The organism is Massilia timonae (genome assembly GCF_001866515.1).
Classification (GTDB): domain Bacteria; phylum Pseudomonadota; class Gammaproteobacteria; order Burkholderiales; family Burkholderiaceae_D; genus Telluria; species Telluria timonae.
The window spans coordinates 1818968-1842828 of sequence record NZ_JRYB01000001.1 but is presented as its reverse complement, the minus strand read 5'-3'; the positions used below and the strand labels follow the sequence as shown (position 1 = coordinate 1842828).

The 23861-nt window shown below is 63.1% G+C and carries 15 protein-coding genes and 1 riboswitch; of the genes, 5 read left to right on the top strand and 10 right to left on the bottom strand.

Annotated features, from left to right (window positions below; translation table 11 throughout):
• Positions 1-114: 114 nt before the first annotated feature.
• A riboswitch (cobalamin riboswitch) is annotated at positions 115-334 on the bottom strand.
• Between the two features lie 180 nt (positions 335-514).
• Entirely contained in the window at positions 515-1765 is a 1251-nt protein-coding gene (locus LO55_RS07980) for an ROK family transcriptional regulator (protein ID WP_071363714.1), read from the top strand.
• Between the two features lie 148 nt (positions 1766-1913).
• Here LO55_RS07980 and LO55_RS07975 read toward each other — a convergent pair whose 3' ends face one another.
• The 3 genes from LO55_RS07975 to LO55_RS07965 form a co-directional block, all read right to left on the bottom strand.
• Positions 1914-3998: a reverse transcriptase domain-containing protein gene (locus LO55_RS07975; RefSeq protein WP_143054483.1), complete on the bottom strand. Its 2085-nt coding sequence runs from the start codon at positions 3996-3998 to the stop codon at positions 1914-1916.
• Positions 3999-4639: 641 nt separating this feature from the next.
• Positions 4640-5143, bottom strand: a complete 504-nt coding sequence (gene ssb, locus LO55_RS07970) for a single-stranded DNA-binding protein (RefSeq protein ID WP_005664461.1) — start codon at positions 5141-5143, stop codon at positions 4640-4642.
• 170 nt (positions 5144-5313) lie between these two features.
• Complete coding sequence (locus LO55_RS07965) at positions 5314-6039, bottom strand: LbetaH domain-containing protein (protein ID WP_071361067.1); 726 nt, start codon at positions 6037-6039, stop codon at positions 5314-5316.
• A gap of 355 nt (positions 6040-6394) precedes the next feature.
• Here LO55_RS07965 and uvrA point away from each other — a divergent pair, with 355 nt between their 5' ends.
• Positions 6395-9244, top strand: a complete 2850-nt coding sequence (gene uvrA, locus LO55_RS07960) for an excinuclease ABC subunit UvrA (protein WP_071361066.1) — start codon at positions 6395-6397, stop codon at positions 9242-9244.
• Positions 9245-9348: 104 nt separating this feature from the next.
• Here uvrA and LO55_RS07955 read toward each other — a convergent pair whose 3' ends face one another.
• Entirely contained in the window at positions 9349-11217 is a 1869-nt protein-coding gene (locus LO55_RS07955) for a phosphoenolpyruvate carboxykinase (GTP) (RefSeq protein WP_071361065.1), read from the bottom strand.
• 358 nt (positions 11218-11575) lie between these two features.
• Here LO55_RS07955 and LO55_RS07950 point away from each other — a divergent pair, with 358 nt between their 5' ends.
• Complete coding sequence (locus LO55_RS07950; protein WP_071361064.1) at positions 11576-12580, top strand: D-2-hydroxyacid dehydrogenase family protein; 1005 nt, start codon at positions 11576-11578, stop codon at positions 12578-12580.
• On the opposite strand, the gene LO55_RS07945 is transcribed toward LO55_RS07950, so the two are convergent.
• Entirely contained in the window at positions 12555-13310 is a 756-nt protein-coding gene (locus LO55_RS07945) for an L-asparaginase (protein WP_071361063.1), read from the bottom strand. The genes LO55_RS07950 and LO55_RS07945 overlap by 26 nt on opposite strands.
• Before the next feature lie 136 nt (positions 13311-13446).
• On the opposite strand from LO55_RS07945, the gene LO55_RS07940 reads away from it, so the two are divergent.
• Complete coding sequence (locus tag LO55_RS07940) at positions 13447-13932, top strand: asparaginase domain-containing protein (RefSeq protein WP_071361062.1); 486 nt, start codon at positions 13447-13449, stop codon at positions 13930-13932.
• 115 nt (positions 13933-14047) lie between these two features.
• Positions 14048-15688, top strand: a complete 1641-nt coding sequence (locus LO55_RS07935; RefSeq protein WP_071361061.1) for a catalase — start codon at positions 14048-14050, stop codon at positions 15686-15688.
• A gap of 66 nt (positions 15689-15754) precedes the next feature.
• Here the strand turns inward: LO55_RS07935 and LO55_RS07930 are convergent, their stop codons facing one another.
• The 5 genes from LO55_RS07930 to LO55_RS07910 form a co-directional block, all read right to left on the bottom strand.
• Positions 15755-16651, bottom strand: a complete 897-nt coding sequence (locus LO55_RS07930; protein WP_005664447.1) for a recombination-associated protein RdgC — start codon at positions 16649-16651, stop codon at positions 15755-15757.
• Positions 16652-16725: 74 nt separating this feature from the next.
• Positions 16726-17814, bottom strand: a complete 1089-nt coding sequence (gene dinB, locus LO55_RS07925) for a DNA polymerase IV (RefSeq protein WP_229409728.1) — start codon at positions 17812-17814, stop codon at positions 16726-16728.
• A 58-nt stretch (positions 17815-17872) separates the two neighbouring features.
• Positions 17873-19156, bottom strand: coding sequence for a DUF2254 domain-containing protein (locus LO55_RS07920; protein ID WP_071361060.1), 1284 nt, complete (start codon positions 19154-19156; stop codon positions 17873-17875).
• Positions 19157-19390: 234 nt separating this feature from the next.
• A complete protein-coding gene (locus LO55_RS07915; RefSeq protein WP_005664441.1) occupies positions 19391-21202 on the bottom strand; it encodes a S8 family peptidase in 1812 nt (603 codons plus the stop codon).
• 391 nt (positions 21203-21593) lie between these two features.
• Positions 21594-23819, bottom strand: coding sequence for a TonB-dependent receptor (locus LO55_RS07910; RefSeq protein ID WP_005664439.1), 2226 nt, complete (start codon positions 23817-23819; stop codon positions 21594-21596).
• Positions 23820-23861: the final 42 nt, after the last annotated feature.

Sequence of the window (23861 nt, the reverse complement as noted above, 5' to 3'; positions counted from 1 at the left end):
CACGATGAACAGGGACGCTTGCGCGCCGCGCAGGCGAGCGATCGCAGCGAATGACGCGGGCAGACAAAGAAGGAACAGCGGACAACCAACAGGCACGCCCTCACCCCGGGACGTGCGAATGCATCGTGGATGGCCGGTCTTCTGGCTCGCCGTCTTCCTTCCCCGGTCCTGCCTTCCCGTGCACGGGGCACAGTGGCGTTCGACCGGGGTCGTCAGGCTTACAGCAGCGGGGGCTGCGCCGGACTGGCGCGCGATGGCTATCGCGCACGTCACCGGCTTCCCGTTTCACCTCCCTGCAGACGAGCAGGAAGGCACCATTCACTTGATTGGGCGCGATTCTAACGCCAAGTTCGACCAGTTGTCACCGCATTATTTTTTGGCGGGCGAGCGCGAAGCGGCCCAGCGCGGCGACCAACAGCGCCCGATCGGCCCGAAAAATAAGTCGCATAGGTTTATTTAGCGGAAGGACGTATACTTACCGTCTCCCGCTGTCTTGCCCATCGAACGCCGCGCCATGCCGCCCTATAACGCACCGCCTCCCGCCTTTGACCCCGCCACCATGCCGCTGCTGCGCACCGTCGGCTCGAACCAGGTCGGCATGCGCGAGTTCAACGAGCGGGTCGTGCTGCAGGCGATCCGCACCCATGGCAGCCTGCCCAAGGCCGAAGTCGCGCGCCTGACCAATCTGAGCACCCAGACCGCCTCGGTGATCATCAACCGCCTGCTGGACGAGCAGCTGGTGGTCAAGCGCGACGCCGTGCGCGGCAAGGTCGGCCAGCCGTCGCAGCCGATCGCCCTCAATCCGGAAGGCGCGTTCTCGATCGGCATCCAGATCGGCAGGCGCGCGCTGGACGTGGTCCTGCTCGATTTCACGGGCGCGCTGCGCTGGCAGTCGTCGACGCCCTACGCCAGCCCCGACGTGGAGCAGGTGTTCGCCGCCATCGACGCCAGGCTGCGCGAGGTGGACGACTTCCTCGGCCCGGAGCTGGCCCCGCGCCTGACCGGCATCGGCCTGGCCGCCCCGCTCACGCTGGGCACCTGGCACGGCCTGGAAAGCCTGCTGCCGCATCAGGCCGAAGCCTGGCGCCGGGTCGACCTGCGCATCCGCCTGCAGGCCATGACGCCGCTGCGCGTGGACTTCGCCAAGGACACGATCGCGGCCTGCGTGGCCGAACTGGTGGCCGGCCGCGGACGCAAGCTGAAAAGCTATCTGTACGTTTTCGTGGACACCCTGGTCGGCGGCGGCCTGGTGATCGACGGCGAGCCGCACAGCGGCCAGTTCGGCAACGCCGGCGCGATCGGTTCGATGCCATTGGGCCTGGCCGGAACGGACGAACGCGGCGTGGCGCCGCAGCTACTCGGGGCGGCCTCGCTGGTGCGGCTGGAAGAGATGCATGCGCAGGCGGGATTGGCGCCGCTGGCGTTCGGCGACGAGCGCCTCTTGAGCGGCCCATGGGAAGCGGTGACCCTGCAATGGGTCGAGGAAGCCGCGAATGCGATCACCTTCGGCGTCACCGGCGCGGCCTGCCTGCTCGACCTGGACGGCGTGATCGTCGACGGCGCCGTCAGCCGCGCCCTGCTCGAACGCCTGATCGCCGCGGTGCAGGAGCAGATGACGCGCTACAGCTGGCAGGGCACCGAGCGGCCGCTGGTGATGGCGGGGACGATCGGGATGACGGCCAAGGTCATCGGCGCGGCCTACTTGCCGCTGCATGCGAACTTCGCGCCGGCGCATGGCTTGTTCCTGAAGGCGGCGCGGCGCTAGTGTCTTGAATATGCTGCACTATAAAAAAACCCTGCGAATGATGCACTCGCAGGGTTTGTCGTACCGATCAGACCGGAAATCGTAGGGTAGGGTACGTGACGCTCAAGAGTCGCCCGTTACCCTCCCTCCGAACCGGACTTGCGCATTTCTACGCATCCGGCTCTCCATCAACAGTATCAACATTTTTCCAAAACCGGTTGTCCGGGAGAGCGCCTTGGTGGAGCCTGTGGTGACAGGGTAGACACAACACCATCGTCTTTCGCTGCCGGGCGATCATCAGCTTTTGCCACATACTCTTCCCTTCGGCGATGTCCTTCATTTTCCGTACGTGGTGAACCTCGAACGGCCCCTCCTCGTCCCAGCAGTATTCACAAATGTGCGCATTCAGCCTACGCAGTAGTTCGGTCCGCCCAAGCATCCATCCCGCCTTCGGCTGAATGTCCACATAGGGGTTCTCCAGCCCTTTGTCGCCGTAGGATATGCGGCGGCGGTCCGTTAGACTGTATATCTTGAGTAATCGCGGTTTCCCATCCTTACCCTCGAACTCCAGTGCATGCGTTCCGTCGGGCTGGCGCAGTCTGCTGTACACCGCGTTGGGGGTCATGTGGCCCCATTTCCAGCCAAGAGTCCTGATCAGACTATTCAGCCATATCCACTCCACCTTGTTCAGGTAGAGTCGCGCACATCTGTTGTAGTAGTTCGCAAAGCCACGCATTTCTGCGTTGTACTGGGTCACGATTTCGTATTCTGAACATTGCGTCATCCATTTACGCGGCCAGAACCCAGTCCTCCCAGCGTCATAGACACCGTATCCATGACTTCGTACAAACTTACGACATTTTTCTTCTGGCACCGAGAAGTGAATGTGCCCCGTAATTGTCCTCTTGACGGCGTGGATCGCACGTCCGCTTCTTCGGCCAACCACAGTTTTCATCCGCTTTGCTTCTCTCCGCATTTTGATCCCATAGCCGAGGAACTTGCACCCGTCCTCGAATGCACCTAGCCGGGATTTCTCCGTCGAGACTTCAAGCTTCAGTTCGCCCTCAATGAATGAGGCCACGTGAGCCATGATCCCTTTGGCTTCGTCCTTGGTGCCGGTTACCCCGATGAGAAAATCATCGGCATACCGAACATAGTGCAGCCTACGGAAGTTCGGATCGTGCATGTCGTTGGCTGGCATTGCATTGTACTGCTTGGTCAGGACCTTGATTTCCGATTGCAGTCTTCCGACCTCCTCGTCATCAATTGGTCCCTTATCCCGCAACACCGCCTGCAGTTTTGCCAGCTCGTTGTCGAGCTTTCGGTACGCTGGTGCATCAAGGTCCAGGTCTCCGTTTGGCTTCCCAGGGTACTGCTCCTTCAGAGTCGCGATCTTCTCTCGAAGATTGCTCGCTTCCTCTTCCCCCAGCGTGTCTGCCGCCCTCAGTCGCTTCCTTCTAAGGTAGGCACGGTTCTTCAGCCTTGCGTATTCCTGGTTCGGTCTCCGGCGGTGTCCCTTATTGAACTGTGCCTTCAGGCCCTGCATGAAGATATCGAGCTCGTGCAGGTAGATGTTTGCCAAAATCGGCGAAACGATCCCGCCTTGGGGTGTTCCACTATGGGTTGCACTCCATCGCCAGTCCTCCACATACCCGGCCTTCAGAAATTTACCGAGCAACGACAGGAACGTCTCGTCCTCGATCCGCTTCCTTAGGATATCGAGCAGCTTCGTATGGTCGATGTTGTCGAAGTACCCCTTGATGTCTACTTCGCAAAACCACTTCGTGCTCTTCCAGCCGCTCCGGATGCCATCCAACGCGGTGTGGCAAGACCTGCGCGGCCTGAAACCATGGGAGTCTTCGCTGAATACTGGCTCATACAGGGCTTCCAAGATCATTCGCATGACCTCCTGTACCAGCTTGTCGTCCCCGGTTGGAATGCCCAATGGCCGCGTCTTCCCCTTCGGGTTGAGCTTGTCCTTTGGGATATGAACACGTCGTACCGGTTTGGGGCTATACGCTCCGTGCTTGATGGACTGGATCAGGTTGTTGACCCTCTCCATGCTAAAGCCGTCCAGCGTGTTGTCATCAACCCCTCGCGTTAGCGCGCCTTTGTTGGGATGGATGTTGGCGTAGGCTCGCAACCATAGGTCAGGACAAGCCCCCATGATCTTGAGTAGCTTCTTTGCCTTACAACCGTTGTGTACAGCCTTTGCTGCACCCTCGATGGCCTTAATCGTTCGATCGGACAGCACTGACTATCCTCCCTTTCAGGTCTTCATCGAGGGACCTGTTGACTGTCCCCCTTCCCCCTGAACCGCCACCTTTCGCTTTCGTTGCCGATCACTTATAGCGGGTTATCAGGTCCGGATACGTTCCTTCGGGTTCGTCCGAACTGCCGGTGCCATTGCAGCCCGACTTTGGGTACTACGAGGACTCCGTACCCATATTGGGCCGCCTATCTTCCAGGCGTCCAACTTAGGGTATCCCGAGTTCTCTTATAAACAAGATGCGTCTCGGTTAGGCTCCACTTTCGTCCTGTGAACGTACTCGTCGTACGCGCCTCGGAAGAACTTGGTAGGCGGGCGTTCTAATATCACCCGCCTATCTTCCGAACCGACGCTTCAAAGACCCTGCGTCGGTGAGATCCCGAACCCGGCTTAGGACTATGGTTCAACCAATACAGGCTTAGCCATACGGGACTTGGCATGACGGAAGCAAGGTAGGTCTTTTCCCCGCGTCTCCGCCTTTTCCCGCCATGCTGCTTTCCCCTCTCCCTTTCGGGATTACAGTTGTTACCAACGAAGGTGGGACGGGTTGCCAGTAGCTTCCCAAGTAAGCTACACTACAGGCATAAATGCCGTAAGTACTTGATTTATAAGATTAAACGGCGCACTTAGAACGGAATATCGTCATCCATATCCGAGAAGTTCGGCGCCGGTTTCGGCTGCGGACGCGCGGCCGGAGCCGGTGGCGCCTGGCGCGGAGCCGGACGCTGCGGGGCCGAGTAGTCGTCGTCCATGCCGCCGCCCATACCGCCGCCCATGCTGTCGCCGCCCATACCCTGGCGACCGCCCAGCATCTGCATGTTTTCAGCGATGATGTCGGTGGCGTAGCGCTCGATGCCGTCCTTGTCGGTGTACTTGCGGGTCTGCAGGCGGCCTTCGACGTAGACCGACGAACCTTTCTTGAGGTACTGGCCCACGATCTCGGCCAGGCGGCCGAAGAAGGAGATGCGGTGCCACTCGGTCAGTTCTTTCTGTTCGCCGGTATTGCGGTCCTTCGAGCGGTAGGAAGTGGCGACCGCGATGTTCGCGATGGCGTCGCCGCTCGGCATGTAGCGGATTTCGGGATCGCGGCCGAGATTGCCGACGATGATGACCTTGTTGACTGATGCCATGATGGTTCCTTGAATGGTGTTGTGAGCCCTGACTCTGCACTTGACTAAGCGTCAGGGAACTGTGTGCTGCAACCCGATATTATGCCTGTTCAGCAGAATTTGTTCGTGGTTTTTAATGCATCAAAACGTGATAAATCCTGGCCGGTGAGCTTCCTCAATCGGGCGCAATGTCAGGTCTGCGGGCCATGCTCGGCCTCGTAGGCCTTGCGGCGCTCGATCAGCTTGGCGATGGTGGCCAGCGCCGCATCCTCGTCCTGCGTCATGTCTTGAAGGAAGGCGTCGTTATTGTCGCGGATCCAGCTCAGCGGCATGTCCCACCAGGCGAGTTCGACCAGCGCGGCGCGCACCTTCTCCGGGAAACGGAAGCGGATCAGGCGCGCCGGCGAGCCGGCATAGATGCCGTACGGCTCCGACCGGAAGTTGGGCGGCAGGACGGAACGGGCGCCGATCACGCAGCCATTCTCGATCACGCTGCCCCCCAGCACCATGGTCTCGTCGCCGATCCAGACGTCGTTCTTGATCACGGTATCGGCATATTGCGGCGGCGGCGCATTGCGCAAGCCCATGCCCTGGACCGAGAACATATTGGTCGAGATGGTCCGCATGTCGTGCTGGCCATTCAACAGGAAGCGCAGGCGCAAGCCGCCGGCGACGAAGCGCCCCACCGCCAGGTTTTGTTTTCCGGCATCGTACTTGGCGATGGAACCCACGCCCAATCCCGAACAGCGGCCAATGTAGAAATAGCCATGGGTGGCTTCTTCGTCCAACCAGTTACGGAAGAACCCGTGCGGGATGCTGGTATAGCCGCCGCTCGCATAGGTCATGATGGTGAATTGCGCCGCCCATGGGTGGTCCGGCTGTTCGCCGCTGAAGTCGTCTTCGGTAAAAATCTGCATTGCACAAGCCCTCGCCAAAGAAGTAAATTGTAACCTGAGAGCAACAAAGACTTGACGCCGGGGTGCTGAAAAACCTGCGTGAAGGAACAGCCGGGCGCCATAAATTATTTTGGGATTCTGAACGATTTGCCATTGAAGCGTCCTTGAAGACGCCCACATACCTCGGACGGCGCCGGCCGGCTGCAAGCGTATCCAGGTCCCGTGCTGTTCTGCCATCGCTGTACACCAACCACTGGATGAATGTACAGCCGAAACAAAAACGCGCTACACTTACGGGTTCTCCCCGATTGGCCCGCTTACCGCGCTGCTGGCGTCTGCGGCCCCGCAAAAACTGATAGAAAGTCTGCCGAACTTAATGGAAGAAATTCGCATTCGTGGTGCCCGCACGCACAATCTGAAGAACATCAACCTCGACCTGCCACGCAACAAGCTGATCGTGATCACCGGCCTGTCGGGCTCGGGCAAATCCTCGCTCGCCTTCGACACCCTGTATGCCGAAGGCCAGCGCCGCTACGTCGAATCGCTGTCGGCGTATGCGCGCCAGTTCCTGCAACTGATGGAAAAGCCGGACGTCGACCTGATCGAAGGCCTGTCGCCGGCGATCTCGATCGAGCAGAAGGCGACCTCGCACAACCCGCGCTCGACCGTCGGCACCGTCACCGAGATCCACGATTACCTGCGCCTCTTGTACGCGCGCGTCGGCACGCCGTATTGCCCGCAACACCCGCATGAGCCGCTGTCGGCCCAGACCGTGTCGCAGATGGTCGATGCGGTGCTTGCCATGCCGGAAGGCACCAAGCTGATGATCCTGGCGCCGGTCGTGGCTGGCCGCAAGGGCGAACACGGCGACCTGTTCCAGGCCATGCAGGCCCAGGGCTTCGTGCGCTTTCGCATCGCCAGCGGCGTCAACCCTGCCAAGATCCATGAGATCGACGAGCTGCCCAAGCTCAAGAAGACCGAAAAGCACAGCATCGATGTCGTGATCGACCGGGTGAAAGTGAACCCGGACATCAAGCAGCGCCTGGCCGAAAGCTTCGAGACCGCCCTGCGCCTGGCCGATGGCCGCGCCGTGGCCTATGAGATGGATACCGAGAAGGAAACCGTCTTCTCGAACAAGTTCGCCTGTAATGTTTGCGGCTACTCGCTGCAAGAGCTGGAACCACGCCTGTTCTCGTTCAATAACCCGATGGGCGCCTGCCAGGAATGCGATGGCCTGGGCCATATCGAGTTCTTCGATCCGAAGCGCATCGTGGCCTTCCCGCACCTGTCGCTGGCCTCCGGCGCCGTCAAGGGCTGGGACCGCCGCAACCAGTTCTACTTCCAGATGCTGCAGAGCCTGGCGGCCCATTACGACTTCGACCTCGACAAGCCTTTCGAGCAATTGCCGAAATCGTCGCAGGAAGCCGTATTGTTCGGCTCCGGCAAGACCGCGATCCCGTTCAGCTATGTGAACGAGCGTGGCCGCACCGTGATCCGCGAGCACACCTTCGAAGGCGTGGTCAACAACCTGCAGCGGCGCTACCGCGAGACCGACTCCATGGCAGTCAAGGAAGAGCTGGCCAAGTTCATCAACGAAAAGAAGTGCCCGGCCTGCGAAGGCGCGCGCCTGCGCACCGAAGCGCGTTTCGTCAAGATCGGCCAGGGCGAGCAGCAGCGCGCCATCTACGAGGTGTCCGATAAACCCCTGCGCGAAACGCTGGACTACTTCGACAAGCTGGAACTGAGCGGCGCCAAGCGCGACATCGCCGAGCGCGTGATCAAAGAAATTGTCTCGCGCCTGAAGTTCCTGAACAACGTCGGCCTGGACTACCTGTCGCTCGACCGCAGCGCGGACACCCTGTCCGGCGGCGAAGCCCAGCGTATCCGCCTGGCCTCGCAGATCGGCTCGGGCCTGACCGGCGTCATGTACGTGCTCGACGAACCGTCGATCGGCCTGCACCAGCGCGACAACGATCGCCTGATCGCCACCCTGAAGCATTTGCGCGACATCGGCAATAGCGTGCTGGTGGTCGAGCACGACGAAGATGCGATCCGCACCGCCGACTACATCGTCGACATGGGTCCGGGCGCGGGCGTGCACGGCGGCGCCGTGATCGCCGAGGGCACGCTCGAGCAGATCATGAACAACGAGCATTCGCTGACCGCGCAATACCTGGACGGCCGGCGCAAGATCGAAGTGCCGAAGAAGCGCACCAAGGCCGACCCGGCGCGCCAGCTGGTGATCACGGGCGCAAAGGGTAATAACCTGAAGGATGTGACCCTGACCTTGCCGGTGGGCCTGATGACCTGCGTGACGGGCGTTTCGGGCTCCGGCAAGTCGACGCTGATCAACGACACGCTGTATCCGGCGCTGTCGCGCCACCTGTACGGTTCGCAGACCGAGCCGGCCGAGCACAGCTCGATCCACGGCCTGGAACACTTCGACAAGGTGATCTCGGTCGACCAGGCGCCGATCGGCCGCACGCCGCGTTCGAACCCGGCGACCTATACCGGCCTGTTCACGCCGATCCGCGACCTGTTCGCGACCGTGCCGACCGCGAAAGAACGCGGATACAGCGCCGGCCGCTTCTCGTTCAACGTCAAGGGCGGCCGCTGCGAAGCCTGCCAGGGCGATGGCGTGATCAAGGTCGAGATGCACTTCTTGCCGGACGTGTACGTGCCGTGCGACGTCTGCCATGGCAAGCGCTACAACCGCGAAACGCTGGAAGTGCAGTACAAGGGCAAGAACATCACCGAAGTGCTGGACATGACGGTCGAGGATGCGCACGAGTTCTTCAAGCCGGTGCCGGTCATCGCGCGCAAGTTGCAGACCTTGCTCGACGTGGGCCTGGGCTACATCAAGCTGGGACAAAGCGCGACCACGCTGTCGGGCGGCGAGGCGCAGCGCGTCAAGCTGTCGCTCGAGCTGTCCAAGCGCGACACCGGACGCACCTTGTACATCCTGGATGAACCAACCACCGGCCTGCACTTCGCCGACATCGACTTGCTGCTGAAGGTGATCCACCGCCTGCGCGACCAGGGCAATACGCTCGCCATCATCGAGCACAACCTGGACGTGATCAAGACCGCTGACTGGATCGTCGACCTGGGGCCCGAAGGCGGCGCCGGCGGCGGCACCATCGTGGCCTGCGGCACCCCGGAACAGGTGGCCAAGGTCAAGGACAGCCCGACCGGCAAGTACCTGAAGCCGCTGCTGAAGGCTTGATCTTCACGGTTCGACCCAAATGAAACAGGGGCAACGCCATTGGCGGTGCCCCTGTTCTTTTTTATATGGCCGCTTTCAGCGACCTCTCCCCCACTCGGCCGGTCTTAGCCAGCCAGTTGCTTCTCCAGGCGGTCCTTCGTATCCACCAGCTCTTGCGGCAGGCGGTAGGCCAGCTTGTCGAACAATTCGCCGTGCAGCTTCAGTTCTTCGGCCCAGGCGTTCTTGTCGATCGACGTGATCTGGGTGAACTGCGCTTCGGTGAATTCCACCCCATCCCAGTTCAGGTCGCCATACGATGGCGAGGTGCCGAACAGGTGCGCGTTGCCGGCGGCGGCGCTGCCTTCGGTACGGTCGAGGATCCATTTCAGCACGCGCATATTGTCGCCATAGCCCGGCCACACGAAGCTGCCGTCCTCGCCGGTGCGGAACCAGTTGACGCAGAAGATCTTCGGCAGCGCAGCCGGATCGATCGCGGCCACTTTCTTGCCCAGATCGAGCCAGTGCTGGAAATAGTCGCTCATGTTGTAGCCGATGAACGGCAGCATCGCGAACGGATCGCGGCGCACCACGCCCATCTGGCCGGCGGCGGCGGCGGTGGTTTCGGAACCCATGGTCGCGGCCATGTACACGCCATCCACCCAGTTGTTGGCTTCGGTCACCAGTGGCACCGTGGTCGAGCGGCGGCCTCCGAAAATGAAGGCCGAGATCGGCACGCCGGCCGGATCGTCCCAGGCCGGGTCGATCACCGGATTCTGGGTCGCGGCCACGGTGAAGCGCGCATTCGGGTGCGCCGCCTTGGTGCCGGAGGTTGGGGTCCAGTCCTTGCCCTGCCAGTCGATCAGGTGGGCCGGCGCTTCCTTGGTCATGCCTTCCCACCACACGTCGCCGTCGTCGGTCAGCGCCACGTTGGTGAAGATCACGTTCTCGCGCAGCGAGGCCATGCAGTTCGGATTGGTCTTCTCATTGGTGCCCGGGGCCACGCCGAAGTAGCCGGCTTCCGGGTTGATCGCGACCAGCTTGCCGTCCGCGGCCGGCTTGATCCAGGCGATGTCGTCGCCGATGGTCGTCACTTTCCAGCCGTCGAAGGTCTTCGGCGGGATCAGCATCGCGAAGTTGGTCTTGCCGCAGGCCGAAGGGAAGGCCGCGGCCACGTATTTCTTGTCGCCCTGCGGCGACTCGACGCCCAGGATCAGCATGTGTTCGGCCAGCCAGCCGGTGCCGCCGGCTTGCGCCTCTTGATAACCCATGTTCGAGGCGATGCGCAGGGCGAAGCATTTCTTGCCCAGCAGCGCATTGCCGCCGTAGCCGGAACCGAAGGACCAGATCTCGCGGGTTTCCGGATAGTGCACGATGTACTTGGTGGCGTTGCATGGCCAGGCGACGTCCTTCTGGCCGGCAGCCAGCGGCGCGCCAACGGAGTGGACGCAGGGAACGAACTCGCCGTCCGGGCCCAGCACGTCGTACACGGCCTTGCCCATGCGCGTCATGATGCGCATATTGACCGCGACATAAGGCGAGTCGGACAGTTCGACGCCGATATGGGCGATCGGCGAGCCCAGCGGGCCCATCGAGAACGGCACCACGTACAGGGTGCGGCCGGCCATGCAGCCGTCGAACAGGCCGTGCAGGGTGCGGCGCATCTCGGCCGGCTCCATCCAGTTGTTGGTCGGGCCGGCTTGCTCTTTGGTGGCGGAGCAGATGAAGGTGCGGTCTTCGACGCGCGCCACGTCCGACGGATCGGACCAGGCCAGGTAGGAATTCGGACGCTTGGCGGGGTTGAGCTTCTGCATCGTGCCCGCTTCGACCATCTGTGCGCACAGGCGGTCGTATTCTTCTTCCGAACCGTCGCACCAGTAAATGCTGTCAGGCTTGGTCAGGGCGGCGATTTCCGCGACCCAATTGATGAGCTTTTGATGTTTGATGTAAGCTGGAACGTTCAGTGCGGCGACGCCGCCCATCACGGGCTGATTCATGGGAGTCCTCCAAATGCCAATAAAGAATTCGGGTGGATCGCTGGGTCGGGATCGTCCTTTGGCCGGGGCGCCCCATGGTCGGGATCGACGGTGGGCGGGCGGCCCATTGCAGGATCGCGGTGGGACAGCGGTCGGGTCGGCAGCCTCTGGCAAGGCTGAGCAGTGCGTCTCATGAGCACCGTTGGATACGTGTCATTCCTTTAAGTTCTGAGCCGATTGTACACCCCAAAAACCGTCTTACGGGCCCTTCCACTACAAAAAAGTAGGAAAAATGCCCTAGTAATGTAGTAGGCTATTTGGGCAAATGCCCTACCCTGTTATTTGTTTACATTTAACTGATACAACTCTGACAACACCAATGAAAATCGCGATTCTTGACGATTATCAAGACGCTGTGCGCGGTCTTGACTGCTTCCGACTGCTCGACGGCCATGAGGTCAAGGTCTTCAATAACACCACCCGTGGACTGGGCCAGCTGGCGATCCGCCTCGCCCCTTTCGACGCCCTGGTGCTGATCCGCGAACGCACCGCTTTTGCGCCGGCATTGCTGGCGAAACTGCCGAACCTGAAGCTCATCTCGCAGACCGGCAAGGTCAGCGGCCACATCGACGTGGCCGCCGCGACCGCGCACGGCATCGCCATCGCCGAAGGGGTCGGCTCGCCGCTCGCCCCGGCCGAGCTGACCTGGGCCCTGATCATGGCCGCCAGCCGCAAGATCGTGCCGTATGCGAACAATCTGAGGGATGGCTTGTGGCAGACGGCCTCGATCAATCCGGCGCTCAATGGCGTGGGGCGGGTGCTGCACGGGCGTACCCTGGGCCTTTGGAGTTACGGCAAGATCGGCAAGCTGGTGGCCGGCTATGCGCGCGCTTTCGGGATGCGGGTGCTGGTCTGGGGCAGCGAGGCCAGCCGTGCGGCGGCCGTCGCCGATGGCTTCGAGGCGGCGCCGTCGCGCGAGGCGCTGTTCGAGCAGGCCGACGTGCTGAGCCTGCATTTGCGGCTGGCGGAATCGACGCGCGGCATCGTCACGGCCGGCGACCTGGCGCGCATGAAGCCGGATGCATTGTTCGTCAACACCAGCCGCGCCGAACTGGTGGCGGAAGGCGCGCTCGAGCACGCCCTGAAGCAGGGCCGGCCGGGCACGGCGGCGCTGGACGTGTTCACCAGCGAACCGCTGGCGCAGGACTCTCCGCTGCTGCGCATCCCGACGGTGCTGGCCACCCCGCACCTGGGCTATGTTGAGAAAGACAGTTACGAGATTTATTTCCAGGCGGCGTTCGAGAACATCGTCAAGTTCGCGCAAGGCGAGCCGGCGAACATTCTCAATCCGGAAGCGCTCAGCGCAGTTCGGGCTCGCCCGTGAGGTTGACCTTTGGCGCCGGCATCACGTGGGTGCCGGTCCAGAGTCCCGCCCAGCCCGGCGGCCAGCCGATGTCGCGGCCGCTGTAGGCTTTCAAGCCCGCCCGTACCGGCACGATCGGCACCGCCGGCGCCTCGACCAGCCCGCCGCCCGCGGGACGTTCCATATTGAGGCTGTACATGTATCCCGGCAGCAGCAGGTCGCAGGCTTGCGCGAACCAGGCGGTATGGTCTTCGTCGCGGCCCAGCGCCTGCGCCAGCCCTTGCGGATCGAACTTCGCCAGCGCGTGGATCAGCTCGTCGGTGGTGGCGCCCGGCACGTCGCCCCACCCCATCACGGGATTGTTGTTGTAGTCGGCGCCCGACCCATACCAGCCTTCGCGCCAGGTGCGCTGCATCCAGTTGCGCGGCCCCGTGAACAGGTGCCAGCGCCAGTGCAGGCCGGAGGGCTTGGGCCAGGAATACAGGTACAGCTTCTGGTAGCCGGCCTCGTGCAATGCGCGCACCACGGCCATCAGGCGCGCATGCGGCATGCGGTCTGGCGGCGCGCGCCGGAACAGGATCGGCTCGCCGTCGGCATGCTGGACTTCGTCGCTCGACAGGTTCAGGTCGAGGGCGCGCGCCTCGTCGTTGAAACGCGCCGAGATCCAGCCAGTGAGCAGATTGACGTGGGTGATCACGCCATAGCCGCGATGGCGGTGGAAGATGACGGTGCCGGGTGCAACTGCTTTCATGGCCGGGGGAAAGAAAGAAAAGAAAGACGATGAGTGTACTCATCCGATCCGGACGATTCTAGCGCAGTCACAGTCGGATACACTATGGTTTGCGGCTATCATGACGCACCTTTTTTCTGCGAGTAGATAAACCAACATGACTTTGCGACTCATCGCCACCGGTGGCACTTTCGACAAGCATTACAATGAACTGAACGGCGTGCTCGGCTTTGCTGAAAGCCATCTGCCAGAGGTGATCAAGCGCAGCCGCATGACGGTGCCGGTCGCGCTCGACGTGCTGCCGCTGCTCGACTCCCTCGACATGCAGGATGCCGACCGCGAGCGCGTGCTGGCGTCGTGCCAGGCCGCCAGCGAGAAGGCGATCGTGATCGTGCACGGCACCGACACCATGCGCGAGACGGCCGCCGTCCTCGGCGCCGCCAACCTCGACCAGACCATCGTGCTGACCGGCGCCATGATTCCATATTCCATCGCCAACTCGGATGCGCTGTTCAACCTGGGCTTTGCCTGCGGCGTGGCGCAGACCCTGCCGGCCGGCGTGTATGTCGCCATGAACGGCCAGGTTTTCCCGTGGGATAACGTGACCAAGAACCGCAGCGAAGGCGTCTTCCAGCAGTTGTAAGCAATAGTTCCTGCGCCTTTTTGACGGGGATTGAAAGCGAGGGCAGCCGCGCGCTGCCTTCCCGTTCGAGTTCCTATACTGCCCTTCTCGATCACCTGCATCAAAGGAGAAGGCAATGAATGAGAAGCGTCCCACGCTGACCACACGCCAGGGCCATCCTGTCCGTGACAACCAGTCCCTGCGTTCGGTCGGCGAACGTGGCCCGGCCACGCTCGAGAACTACCAGTTCATCGAAAAGATCACCCACTTCGACCGCGAGCGCATCCCCGAGCGCGTCGTGCATGCGCGCGGCACCGGCGCCCACGGCTTCTTCGAAGCCTATGGCAAGATCGGCAACGAACCCGCCTCCAAATACACCACTGCACGCGTGCTCAACGAGACCGGCGTGCAGACCCCCGTATTCGTGCGTTTCTCGACCGTGATCGGCGCCAAGGAATCGCCCGAAACCGCGCGCGATCCGCGCGGCTTCGCGGTCAAGCTGAAAACCGTCGACGGCAATTGGGACCTGGTGGGCAATAACCTCAAGGTCTTCTTCATCCGCGACGCGATCAAGTTCCCGGACATGATCCACGCCTTCAAACCGGACCCAGTCACCAATCAGCAAGAACCGTGGCGCTTCTACGACTTCATCTGCAGCCATCCGGAAGCGCTGCACATGGTTACCTGGGTCAAGAGCCCATGGGGCATCCCCGCCAACTACCGCGAGATGGAAGGTTCGGGCGTCAACACCTACAAGCTGGTCAACGACCAGGGCGTCGCCCACCTGGTGAAATTCCACTGGCAACCCAAGCAGGGCGTGCGCAACCTGACCGCGCAACAAGCGGCCGAGATCCAGGGCCGCGACACCAGCCACGCCACGCGCGACCTGTATGACGCAATCGAGCGCGGTGACTACCCGGAATGGGAATTCTGCGTCCAGATCATGGCCGACGGCGAGCATCCCGAGCTCGACTTCGACCCGCTGGACGACACCAAGCGCTGGCCGGAAGACCAGTTCCCGCTGCTGCCGGTGGGCCGCATGGTGCTGAACAAGAACCCAGACAATGTGTTTGCAGAAACCGAGCAGTCGGCCTTCGGCACCGGCGTGCTGGTCGAGGGCATCGACTTCTCGGACGACAAGATGCTGCAGGGCCGCACCCTGTCGTATTCCGACACCCAGCGCTACCGCGTGGGGCCCAACTACCTGCAACTGCCGATCAACGCGCCGCAAGAGAAGGCGAAGGCGCGCACCAACCAGCGCGACGGCCAGATGACGTTCTATGTGGACGGCGTCGATGGTTCGGACGAGGACAAGCACATCAACTACGAGCCGAGCCTGATGGGCGGCTACCAGGAAGCCGAGCAGCCGGGCTACGAATACCACCAGTGGGTGGAAGGCCACCTGGGCCGCTACCAGACCACCACCACGCGCGACGACTACAAGCAGGCAGGCGCGCGCTACCGCACCTTCGAGGACTGGGAGCGCGACGACCTGGTCAATAACGTCGGAGGCGACCTGAAGCAATGCCCGGAACCGATCCAGCTGCGCATGGTGTGGCATCTGTGGCACTGCGACGAGGATTATGGCCGCCGCGTGGCGGAAATCGCCGGGATCGACCTGGAGAAGGCGAAGGCGCTGCCGCCGTTGCCGAACCGTCCGGCGCCGCACGAGGACCGCCAGGGGCCGACCTATACCAGCGGGGAGCTGGAAAATGGCGGTGGCGCGGGTGGGAAGTCGGAGCCGGCCACGAGCGAGGAAGTCGCGGCGGCGAAATGATGTGATCCGTTGAATATCGTGGGGTGGACGGCTTGCCGTCCACCCCATCACCTTAGCGGGCCTTGATTACGCCTTGGCTTCACCGCCCAGCGCCTCGACCACGTCGGCCAGCAACTTGGCCAGCTCGCCCGTCATCAGCACGATGTCGTTGTCGAAACGCTCGTCGTCGCTATAGGTCGGGCTTTCGCCTTCCTTGATCACGTCCAGCGGCTTGATGCCCTTGATCGCCAGCGACTCGGTCAGCACGAAGCTGATGCGGTCGTTCCAGGTCATGGCCAGGCGAGTGCACTGCTTGCCGGCCGCGATGTGGCGGCGGATGTCGTCCGGTTCCAGCGTGTGCTTCACGTAGCGCACCGCGGCGCGGCTTTCGCCGGTCGCGCGCAGCTCGGTGTCCTGGTCGATCGTGAAGCCGTACGGCGCTTCATCGGCTTCCAGCCAGCCGGTCATCACGGCGACCGGCGATTTCTGGACGCGCAGCGATTCCAGCGGCATCTTGTCGACGGCCTTGAGCAGCAGCTTGACGATGTCGTCGGCCTTCGCCGGGCTCGCCGCATCGACCACCAGCCAGCCATTGACCGGGTCGATCCAGGTCCAGACGTTGCTGCGCAGGGTGAAGGCGCGCGGCAGCAGTTCGTCGGCCACGCGTTCCTTCAGTTCTTTCATGGCCTTCTTGCCTGGCGGGAAGCCTTGCTGCTCTTCCAGCTCGGCCGCCTTGGCCTTGGCCACCTGGTTGATGACCGATGCCGGCAGCAGCTTCTTTTCGGTGCCCAGCATGATCAGCATCTGCTTGTTGACCACGTGGACCAGGCCGCCGTTCGGGCGCGGCTTGTCCCAGCCCTGGCGCAGCAATTCATTGCTGCTGGCAGGCACGAAGCTCTGCGGCTCGAGGGCTTTTTCCAGTTGTTCAGGGGTATAGGCCCATGGGGCCGGCAGACGGTAAATCTGTAGATTCTTGAACCACATAGGTTATCCGGTTGTGTCAGTATTTCAAAGGATCGATATTCTACGCTGCTATATGGCAACGTCGCATAAAAAGCTCAGGACCTTATCGAATCGTCCAGAACGTCGTCGAACAGCCGCAGCTGCTCGACGGTTTCGGTGTCGCCCAGGCGCACGCCCACGCCCAGCAGGCGCACCGGGCGGCTGGCTCTAGCCCAGCCGGTCTCCATCAGGCGCGCATAGGTCGGAATATGTGGCGCATAGCCCACGCACTCGACCGTCGTCTGCTGGAAATCCGAGAATTTGATTTTCACGAACAACTTGTTGATGAATTTTTCGGCATTCGCGCGCTTGATCCGGCCCAGCAGGTGCTCATATAAATCGGGCAGCAAGGCCAGGCAGCCGGCCAGGTCGGGCACGTCGGGCGTATAGGTCTCTTCGGTGCTGATCGACTTGCGCTCGCGCGAGACGTTCACTTCGCGGTGATCGATGCCGCGGCTCAGGTCGTATAAGCGCGCGCCGAAGCTGCCGAAGTGTTCCTGCAGCTGGTCCATGCTCCAGGCGCGCAGGTCGGCGCAGGTCTGCAGGCCGAGGCGGTTCATCTTTTCCGCCGTCACCTTGCCCACGCCGTGCAGCTTCTTGACCGGCAGCGCCGCCACGAAGGCGTCGACTTCGTCAGGGCGCACCAGGAACAGCCCGTCGGGCTTGTTCCAGTCGCTGGCGATCTTGGCCACGAACTTGTTCGGCGCCACGCCGGCCGAGGCGGTGATGCCGACGGTCTCGAAGATGCGGCGCCGGATCTCTTGCGCGATCAGGGTCGCGCTGCCCTTGCAGTGCGGGGAATCGGTGACGTCCAGGTAGGCTTCGTCGAGCGACAGCGGCTCGACGATCTCGGTGTAGTCCTGGTAGATCGCCATGATCTGGCGTGAGGCGATGCGGTATTTTTCCATCGCCGGCGGGATCACCAACAGGTCGGGACACAGCTTGATGGCGGTGGCGGTGGCCATCGCCGAATGGATGCCGTAGCGCCGCGCCTCGTAGTTGCAGGTGGCGACCACGCCGCGCTGGTCGGGCCGGCCGCCCACGGCGAGCGGTCGGCCGCGCAGCGACGGATCGTCGCGCATCTCGACCGACGCATAAAAACAATCGCAATCGCAGTGGATGATTTTTCGAAGCGGGGCGTTCACTCTGAGGCGGCGCCCCGGGAACGGGAGCTGGGGCCGGCTACTGTAATTGCATACAGTATTATCCGAAACGCCGTTTCGTGCAAGCCGCCTTGCCCCAGAAATCCTCATGACGCCACCGCAGCTGCTCCAGGTCGGGCGCGAAGTCGAGGGCGCGTTCCGAGCGCGCCATCGCCATGCAGGCATGGCGCCGCGCCACGGCGCGCATCTGCTGCTCCCCGCAGCAACCGAGTTCGCCCAGCACCCGTTGCACGCGCAGCGCGACCTCGATGGCCCCGGCGCCATCGCGGGCCATGGCGGGAAACACGTCGTCGAACAGATCGTCGACCGATAAGGCCGGCACCTCCACCAGGTCGTATTCCGGCGCCTCGACCTCGACCGGGCGCGCCCACTCGCTCAGGATCCGGTACACCGAACCGAGCACCCCGATCGCGGTCCCGGGATCGTTGATGCCGCGAGACAGGGCGCGGCTGCCGATTTCCGCGAGCGCGACCAGGCCGAAACGGGGATCGTCGTCGAAGTGGCGCAGCGGACCGATGGTGAAGGCCTCGCGCAACAGGGCCGGCTCGACCGCTTCGCTGCAGGCGCCGTCCGGCAGCACATAGCCCAGCGGCCGGGACGGCACCACCATCGATCCCGGCACGACGGCCAGCGTGATGCGCAGCTTGCGCGCCGCCGCGATCCGCTGCAGGGCGGCCATGTCGACCCGCTGCAGGTAGCCGCTGGTGTCGCTGTGGAAGGCCAGGCCGATGGCCGGACCGAAAGCGGCCATGCCGCCCAGGCAGGGGCGGCGGCTGCGCTGGGCCATGGCGCGCGACGTGGCTTGCTCGACCTTGGCGATGACCGCGCCCAGGCGGCCGAGCCGCGCGATGCTGTCGACCCAGCGCACGAACACCACGATCACGAGCGCCAGCGAGGACAGCGTGAGCATGAACAAGGTGAACCGCCCCGCCTTGCCGAAATAATCGTTGGTGGTGGCGCTCAGGCCCACGATCGCGAAGATGAAGGCGCCGACGAAGATCGACAGCGCGTTCTGCGAGACGTCGTCGGCGACGATCAGCGGGAAGGCGCGCGCGGTGGCCGACTGGCCGGTCGACGCGTAGGCCGCCACCATCGACGCGACCGCGAACGTGGCCACGCCCAGCATGCTGGCGGCAATCACCTTCAATAATTCGATGACCGAGTTCTGTGCGATCTCCGGCACCTTCCAGTCGATCGGGATGTTGTCGGCGAGATGCGCCAGCGCCACGCCCGCGATGGACAGGATACAGGCGAGCAGCGGCTTGACCCACAGCCGCTCGCGCAGGCGATTGAGCAGGAACTGCAAGCGGTTCGGAAGCTGCATGGAGAAGCTCAGGAAGGAAACGCGGCCGGCGTCGGCTCGGGATTGGCAATTTGCATGCATACATTCTATGGACATAAAAACATTTGCACAAATGCCAACCGTGCGCAACAGTCCTGTTCGAACTTCCTGTCCCTCATCAGGCGGCGTCCGGCCATCCCGGGAACCCGGCGTGTACCGGCAAAAAAAAACGCGCGGCCGAGACCGCGCGTTCACCTCCTCCTGGCGCCGACGCGCTTACCAGGTGAGCTTCAGGCTGTACTTGCCATTGGTGGCGCCGGTGCCGCCACTGTAGTAGGTCACGCGCACGTAGCGGGTCGCCGCGCTGGTGCCCGTATTGCTGGAGCTGACGCTGTCCACCGCGCCGACGCCGTTCTGGCTGGTGCCCAGCTGCGTACCCGATGCGTTGTACACGTACAGGTCGTAGTCGGCATTGGAGAGGCCCGGGGTCAGGACCGCGCTCAGCGTTTTACCCGCCGGCAGGTCGACGCGGAAGTAATCCGTGTCGGTGGTCGAGCCGAGGTTGCCGTTCACGGTCGTGTTGCCGACCGTGACCAGGTCGGCGGTGGCGATGGTGTTGTTCGCCTCGCTCTCGGCCAGGGTCGTGGCCGCGGTGCCGCCGGTGGTGGCCGCATTGACCGCCGCGGTGGCGTCCACGATGCCGGTGCCGCAACCCGAGCAGCTGGCCGGGAAGGCGCGCGCCGTCGATTTCAGTTTCGACTCGATGTCGTCCGGCGTCAGGTTGGTGTTCAGCGCCAGCATCAGCGCCGCCACGCCGGCCACGTGCGGTGTGGCCATCGAGGTGCCCTGGTAGGCCGCATAGCTGTCCGAGGCCGGCGCGGTGGTGCCGGTGTTCAGCGTCGACAGCACGCCATAGGCGCCGTCGCCGCCCGGCGCCGCCACGTCGATCAGGGTGCCGTAGTTCGAATAGGAAGCACGCCCGCCGGTGCGGCCGGTGGCCGCCACCGCGATCACGCCCGAGCAGTTGGCCGGGCTGGCGTTGCTGACGTTGACGGCGTCGTTGCCGGCGGCGACCACCACCACCGCGCCGCGCGAGCGGGCGCCGTTGATGGCGTTCTGGGTGGTCGCGCCGCAGGCGCCGCCGCCGCCCAGCGACAGGTTCAGCACGCGCGCCTTGTTGGCGTTGGCCGGCACGCCCGACACGCTGCCGCCCGACGACCAGGTGATCGCGTCGGCGATGTCCGAGGTATAGCCGCCGCACTTGCCGAGCACGCGCACCGGGACGATCTTGGCGTTGTAGGCCACGCCCGCCACGCCGGTGCCGTTGTTGGTGCGCGCCGCCACCGTGCCGGCGACGTGGGTGCCGTGCCAGCTCGAACCCTGGTCGCGGGTCGGCTGGCCGTTGCCGCATTCGCCGGCCACCACGGCGTCGCCCGGATCGCTGGCGTCGCTGTCGCGGCCGTTGCCGTCGTTGCCGATGGTGGCGGTGCTGATGAAGTCATAGCCGGCCAATAGCTGGCCCGAGAGGTCGGCGTGCGGGCGGTAGCCGGTATCGATCACCGCCACCACCACGCCGCTGCCGGTCGACTTGTCCCAGGCGGTCGGCAGGCGCAGGCCGCCGGCGGTTTCATAGTAGTGCCACTGGTCGGTGTAGCGCGGGTCGGTCGGCGTCGCCATATGGGTCATGATGCGGTCCGGCTCGGCGTACTCGATGGACGGGTCGCGCGCCATCATCTCGGCGGCCAGCGATTCGACTTCCTTCAGGTGGCGCCGGCGGTCCAGCTTGAACACCTGGGCGCCGGTCGAGATGGCATGGCTTTCCTTGACCACCATGCCGAACTGCTGGCCGGCGCGGTCGAGCTTCGCCTTGCGGTCGCTGCTCAGGCCGGCGACCCTGGCCGCGGCGCCATTGGCGGCGGCCTTCGAGTCGCGGTACTTCACGATGATACGGTCTGTCTCCACGACGAACTGCGGTGCGCCGCTGCCGCTCGCGCCGGCGGCCGCGAGGGCGGATCCGGCTCCCAGCGCCAGCGCGACCGCTGCACACATCTTCAACACGGTCGGATGAATCGAATGCGTTTGCTTCATGGTTCTTCCTTCTTCAAGGTTTTCCGTCAAGCGATGGCTCGCTTGTGTCGTTGTAGGACCGGCGGTGCCGGTGCCGTCTCGAGGCGGCAAACTCAGCTTAGCTTGAAGAAAAGAACTGGCAGGAATAAATTCCAACCGTTTTCGGCGTGCATACAACGGTTAACTCGGCATATTCAGCAGAAACATGATTTCTTCGGCAAATCGTTAAATATGCAAAATATTTAGTGCCATGATAAAGATGTTGAACAAGTATGCATTGTGAGTAGTGTAATTGGCAGATAAATATTCATGCAACACTTCTGGTTTTTTGTGTCATGCACCGTGGGCAAAACGAAAAAAAGGGCCGCGCAATGCGCGGCCCTTCGGTTCAGGCGAACTGACTGTCAAACGATCAGAAATTGCCCTTGAACTGCATACCCCACTGGCGCGGCTCGTTGGTGAAACCGGTCAGGTTGTTGAAGTCGATGGCGCCGGTGATGCGGCGCTGGTCGAGGATGTTGCGGCCGAACGCGGCGACTTCGTACTTGCCGTTGCCGAAGATGTAGCCGACGCGCACGCCGCCTTCGGTCAGCGGGGCGCCGGTGAACTCGGTGGCCTCGTACAGGAAGAAGTTGATCTTGCTGCGGTACGACCAGTCGGTGAAGACGTACAGCTCGCCGTCACGGAACGGCACGCCGTAGCGGGCGGTCGCGTTGAAGGTCCAGCGCGGCGCCTGCGGCAGCGGGTTGCCGTCGATGACCACGCGACCAAAGGCGTTCAGCGGGTTGGTGACCGTGCACTGGGCGCACTTGTTCACCGACAGGCTGCCGTCGCGGATCTGCGTGTAGTTGTAGCTGGCGCCGGCGCTCACGCGCAGGGCGGTGCTGACGGCCGCTTCGAAGTCGAACTCGGCGCCCTTGCCCTTGGTCTTGTCGGCATTGATCAGGCGGTTGACGTTCGAGTTGCCACCCACCACGGTCAGCTGCTGGTCTTCGATCGTGTAGTCATAGATCGAGAACGAGGTGCGGGCGCGGCGGTCGAACAGGTCGGCTTTCACGCCCAGCTCGAACGACTTGATGGTTTCCGAATCGGCCACGGTGATCGGCACTTCGGCCGAGGCGGCGGCGATGCTCGGCGCGCGGAAGCCGGTGGCGGCGCGGCCATAGACGTTCACGGTCGGGGTCAGCTTGTAGGTCGCCGACAGGTCCCAGTTGATCTTGTCCTTGCTCTCTTCCACCGACGACGGGCCGATCTGGACGACGTTGGTCGCCTCGATGGTGCGGAATTCCTTCTCGTCCTTGGTGTAGCGCAGGCCGCCGCGGATGGTCCAGTCCGGGGTCAGGTCGTAGCTTGCCGATGCGAACGCGGCCCAGGCTTCGTTCTTCTGGTTCGAACGCAGGCGCGAGGTGCGCGCATAGGTGGTGCTGTTGAAGTTGTCGCTGCCGCCAGTCACGTCTTCGTCGAAGAAGTACAGGCCGGCCTGCCAGTTGAACGGGCCGGCGTAGGCCGACTCGAGGCGGAATTCCTGGGTGTACTGGTCCAGGTTTTCGATATAGCCGTTGGTCTCGACCTGGAACGGGATGAAGCCCGGGCCGGCCGGCGTGCCGCCGTCGATGTCGCCGCGGCTCGAGTAATCGATGATGTGCTCGTAACCGGTGATCGAGTGCAGCTTGTAGTTGCCCAGGTCCCACTGCAGGCGCAGGTTGATGCCGTTGGTCTTCAGGCTCTGGAAGTTCTGGGCGTTGGTGACGATGTCGTCCAGGTCGGTGCCGTCGGCGAAGGTGTTGCTGCCCTTCTTGATCAGGTTGGCGCGGAACAGGCGCGCGCTGCCGTTGGTCTGGCGCTGGTGGAAGCCCAGCAGGCCGCTGAAGCCGTCCTTGCTGTACAAGAACTGCACGCGTTCGGCGTGCTCGTTGTAGCCGTCCAGTTCACCGGTCTTGCGGGTCTTGGCGACGTCGCTGAAGTTGTTGACGTAGTCGTCACGGTGCTGGCCGACGGCCGACACGCGCATCGCCACATTGGTCGACAGCGGCACGTTGACGGCGCCTTCGGCGTTCATCGTGTAGTGCGAGGCCGCCGACAGGTTGTAGTAGCCCTCGACCTTCTTCAGGTTCGGCTTTTCGGATTCGAATTTCACGACGCCGGCCGGGGTGTTGCGGCCGAACAGGGTGCCCTGCGGGCCGCGCAGCACTTCGACGCTGGCCAGGTCGAAGATCGGGAAGCCCTTCAGGATCGGATTCTCCTGCACGATGTCGTCGTACACCAGCGAGACCGGCTGCGAGGCGAAGGTGTTGAAGTCGGTGTTGCCGTAGCCGCGGATGTAGAAGCGCGGGAAGGTGCGGCCGTTCGACGATTCGACGTTCAGGCTCGGCACCTTGCCGGCCAGCAGGCGGATGTCTTCGCCGCCGGAGACCAGCACATCCAGCTTGTCGCCCTTGAGGGCGGTGACGGAGACCGGCACGTCGCGGATGTTCTCGGTGCGGCGCTGGGCCGTCACGGTCACGGATTGCAGCTGGAGGGACTGGTCGGACTCGGTCGTCTGGGCGAACGCCGGTGCGATCGGCAACGCGGCGGACAGCGCCAGCATTGCGCCATGCGCGCGGATGACGCGCTTGTGCATCTTGGACATCTTGGTCATTGGAGTGTTTCCTGTTGATTAAAAAAAGAACCGATGTCCCCG